We start from the raw sequence: 4,507 nt of genomic DNA on the forward strand, positions 1-4,507 counted from the left end.
ATCTGCTAACACCAAGATAAAATCATCATTGCCAATCTCTTCCACTGCACTTTCTTAATAGCACCTAACACTGTATTTTTAAATATAATATTACCGGTTCCACTGCAATTATTATAAACAATCTGAGGTTTTTCTATAAAATTATACAGAAAACCATCTGGAGACTTTATAAATGTATAATTTTTTTTTACATATTCCAAGTACTTCTCATAGTATAATCCAACCATACATTCGTTAGTACTTGTTTTAAATTTTTCAATCGCCTCTGCATAATTATTTTCATATACAAATTCATCTGCTAACACCAAGATAAAATCATCATTGCCAATCTCTTCCACTGCACTTTCTATTGCACCGACAACTCCTTTTACAGATTGTTTTTGTTTACAAAACAAAATCGGCGTATCATTAACTTTTGTTCCAATAGTATCTATAATCTTTTCATGATTCTCTCCAATAATAACTATACATTCCGTTATTTCTTTTATATTTGTAAGGTTTTCCAAAGTGTATAGCAATAAAGCTTTACCATTAATTGGTACAAGACATTTATGCATATAAGTAGAATCCTTATTAAATCTTTTTCCTTCTCCAGCTGCTGGTATTACTGCTTTCATTTTTCTTCCTCTATAAAATCCTACCCTATTTCTTATCTACATATTTATTTTAACAGACAAAATTTATATAAATAAATAACTGTAATAATCTGTACTTTTACTGTAACAAATTAAGAGCAAGTTTCGCCTGAGTAACTCAAAACTCACTTCGTGACTTTCGACTATCTGGCAATCTTGATGGGGATTCTGCTCCCCATACCCTCAGATAATACAGTTTTCACTAATATGCATACTTGGCTCCTGTAAAAAAACAGTCGCATCGTGATCATATCTATCACGAAAAATCCATAAATATTTTTATTGTGTTACCGCCTGATATTTTCAAATCGGCTTTATATATAGAAATATCTTTATTTTGAAAGGAACTATAAAATGGCACGACCTAAAAAAGATAAAAACTTACGGCATACTCGTCATATCATGCTCCGTCTCACCAATACTGAATATGAAATAATTGCAGAAAATGCAAAAGCAGCAAGCCTCCCGTTAGCAGAGTATGTCCGTAAACAGATAACAAATAAAAAAGTAATTGTGAAATATGAAATTGTGGCAGATCTATCGGAGTTAAAGAAATTAATTGCTGAATTTGGAAAGATTGGTAGCAATCTGAACCAAATAGCTCGTTACTTTAATACTGGTGGACTCCATTCCCAGGAAATGCGTAACGAAATCAAAAAGAGCATTGCTGAAATTTATAAATTAAAATACGAAGTAATAAAACTGGCTGGAGATTTTACCACTGTCAATGCAAATAATAGAAATAACACAGGAGAAAACTAATATGGCAATCCTGAAACATATTGCAAGCAAGAATGCCGACTATGGAGAAGCTGAACGCTATCTGATTTTCCAACATGATGAATATACGCAAAAACCAATTCTTGATGATAATGGGAATATGTTTCTTCGTGAAGAATATTATCTGGATGGTATAAACTGTGATCCGTTTACATTTGATGCGGAATGTCGGGAAACTAACGCTTTCTTTCACAAAAATCAGTCTTTTAATGAGATTAAGTCGCATCACTACATCATCAGCTTTGATCCTAAAGATCAGGAAGAACATGGTCTGACCGGAGAGCAGGCACAGAAACTTGGCGTAGAATATGCCAGAGAGAATTTTCCTGGGCACCAGGCTCTTGTCTGCACCCACACTGATGGTCATAATGGCAGTGGAAATATTCATGTACATATTGTAATCAACAGTGTGCGAAAGTATGATACCGAGCCACAGCCCTATATGGAATTTGACCGGGATTCAAAAGCTGGATACAAACATCATCTTTCTGACAGATACCGAATTTACTTAAAACAAAAAGTTATGGATATGTGTCATTCCAATGGACTAAACCAGGTAGATCTTCTGACACCTGCTGAAAGAAAAATATCTGAAAAAGAATACTGGGCAAAACGCAGAGGTCAAAAAAAGCTCGATGAACACAATGCAGAACTGAAAAAGAAAGGACTTACTCCAAGACAGACGACCTTTCAAACAGAGAAGCAATACCTTCGTGATGCGATTGATACGGTTGCTTCACAGGCAACATCACAAGAAGAATTTTCCAGATTGCTGTCTGAAAAATATAATATTACATTTAAAGTCAGTCGTGGCAGATACAGCTACCTGCATCCTAATCGTCAAAAATACATCACCGGAAGAAATCTTGGAACGCTTTATGAAGAAAATCATCTTCTGCAGGTATTCCAGGATAACTCCAGCAAGCAACACGCAGAAAAGTCACATTCTACTGACAGACCAGTTACAGATTTTTCAGAAAAGTCAAAATCGTCAGCTTCTGTCCAAACTGACGAAACTACACACTCTTTCCTTTTTATAAAATCTGATTTACGACTTGTAACAGATTTACAGCACTGTATCAAGGCACAGCAAAGTCAGGCATACGCACAAAAAGTAAAGCTGTCTAATCTTAAGATGATGGCTCAGACAGTTGCCTATGTACAGGAACATGGTTTCCAGAGCAAGGAAGATTTAGATACTGCCCTTTCCAATGCCTCTGCCCAAAGCACTGATGCCAGAAATACTCTGAAATCCACAGATGACTCTTTAAAAAGTATAAATGAACAGATTCATTACACCGGACAGTACCTTGCCAATAAATCCATCTATTTCGATTACCGAAAAAGTCGAAATAAAGAAAAATTTTATGAAGATCACCGGGCAGAACTCACCCTTTATGAGTCTTCTCTCCGAATACTCAAAGAAAAAGCACAGGGCAAAAAACTCCCTACTCTGAAAATGTTGCGTGAGGAAAAGAGTCGTTTAACAGAATTGCAGACAGTACAGCGAGATGAATTTAACTCCCGGCGTGAATATGAACGTGAACTTCGTACAGTATGCTCCAATGTGGATATCATTCTTAATCATCCACATATACAGGAATCTCTGCACGAAACATCACAAGAACATTCTTGTTTCCGTTAAAAATCTCGATAAAAAATTTTCCAAATTATTTTTCACTTTCTCCGTTGACTAAATTCATTTTTTCGCATATACTATGAATAGGAAAACAGGCGACATCCTGTTGGTGTGGCTGACACCTAAAATCCGAAACGAAAGCCGAACATGAATCGGAGAGTTGGCAGGCAACAGAAAAACCTGAAAGCAAAGCCAGACATATGGGCTGGAGTGTTGGCGGACAACAGAAAAATCAGTCTATAAGGGAGATGCACAATGCTACGGTATTGTAATCTCCCTTTAAATATTTTATACATATTGCAGAGGTCATAATATGACAAAATACAACAAACAGCAGGCCATTTCTATCATTATAGATTGTGCTGCCAAATACGAAGAAAATCTCAATGGCTATCAGCTCTTATTTATTTTAAAAGACAAGCATAAACATATTTCTTCTCTGGAAGTAAGTTTTTATCCATATAATTTTCTTCACCTTACAGGCATTAAATTAATTGATGGCACTACTGCTACTGATTTTTACAAGCGCTGTTTAAACCATAAATTAAGTCCTGAAGATTTTTCCTTCGCATCTGATGGAACTACTCAGTTAAAACTTGAAATTCTTCCACAACTTATGCTTAAAAATATATCAGCTAAAATGGTTGGAGATTTTAACGGATGCAATCCAAAATTATATACAGAAAAATTAGCTGGTGGCGTAAAAGCCTGCCTTGGTTTTGTAAAAACTCATCGTGCTGAATATGTGCCAAATACAGTACTGAATACAGATATTCGCACAGTTACTAAAATTTCACAGCAGGTAATCGCTACATATCGTCGAAAAAATTCAGCTTCCCCTTATCAGGAATTAGTTTATAAGGCCAAAAAAATCGACTGGGATACCATTACCTTTCCGAAAGAATATGACTATCTCACCAAACCAGAGTAGCATATATCTGTAAGGTACTTAAGTTTTTTATATTCTTCTGTAATACATGAAAAGATGGTGCTATGCACCATCTTTCTAAAGTTCTTTTTTCTATATAAATAATATTATTCTATTTTCTCCACCAGGAAATATCCGTAAATATTTATTTGTTACATCCGTAATGTGTATATGAATACACCCAAGCACTATTATATTTTAAAATAGTATTACATTTTTTACACCATGTTGCATTTGCTTTATATACATCACATCTTGATCCAGTATGTCTATGCTGCCATACAGTATCAGTTACACGATTACCAGAAGCATGCGTGCAACTACTTTTAAATTCAATATAAGATAAATTCAGTACATCTCCTTTTTCATTATATATTTTCCCATCAACTTTTTCTTCCATTTTTGAAAAGTTATTATCAGGATTTGCTGCCATTACATATGACGAATTTATAAGCAACATGCAACACATACTCAATGCCATAAATAACACTTTTGTTTTTCTTCTCATAACCAATCAGCTCTCTT

Annotated in this window: 5 protein-coding genes; 3 read left to right on the top strand and 2 right to left on the bottom strand. The window is 34.8% G+C overall.

The window, feature by feature from the left end; translation table 11 throughout:
- Positions 1-5: 5 nt before the first annotated feature.
- A complete protein-coding gene (locus tag H8Z82_RS16620; protein ID WP_186995738.1) occupies positions 6-617 on the bottom strand; it encodes a sugar phosphate nucleotidyltransferase in 612 nt (203 codons plus the stop codon).
- 372 nt (positions 618-989) lie between these two features.
- Between H8Z82_RS16620 and H8Z82_RS16625 the strand changes: the two genes are divergently transcribed.
- The 3 genes from H8Z82_RS16625 to H8Z82_RS16635 all read left to right on the top strand — a co-directional run bounded on the left by H8Z82_RS16625 (position 990) and on the right by H8Z82_RS16635 (position 3,985).
- Complete coding sequence (locus tag H8Z82_RS16625; RefSeq protein WP_118401249.1) at positions 990-1,397, top strand: plasmid mobilization protein; 408 nt, start codon at positions 990-992, stop codon at positions 1,395-1,397.
- Position 1,398: 1 nt separating this feature from the next.
- On the top strand, positions 1,399-3,060 hold the full coding sequence (locus tag H8Z82_RS16630) for a relaxase/mobilization nuclease domain-containing protein (RefSeq protein WP_118401250.1): 1,662 nt from the start codon (positions 1,399-1,401) through the stop codon (positions 3,058-3,060).
- A 307-nt stretch (positions 3,061-3,367) separates the two neighbouring features.
- Complete coding sequence (locus H8Z82_RS16635) at positions 3,368-3,985, top strand: PBECR4 domain-containing protein (protein ID WP_015543473.1); 618 nt, start codon at positions 3,368-3,370, stop codon at positions 3,983-3,985.
- A gap of 142 nt (positions 3,986-4,127) precedes the next feature.
- Here H8Z82_RS16635 and H8Z82_RS16640 read toward each other — a convergent pair whose 3' ends face one another.
- On the bottom strand, positions 4,128-4,382 hold the full coding sequence (locus tag H8Z82_RS16640) for a hypothetical protein (RefSeq protein WP_182448760.1): 255 nt from the start codon (positions 4,380-4,382) through the stop codon (positions 4,128-4,130).
- Between the last annotated feature and the right edge of the window lie 125 nt (positions 4,383-4,507).

Source organism: Blautia difficilis, from assembly GCF_014297245.1.
Taxonomy (GTDB): domain Bacteria; phylum Bacillota; class Clostridia; order Lachnospirales; family Lachnospiraceae; genus Blautia_A; species Blautia_A difficilis.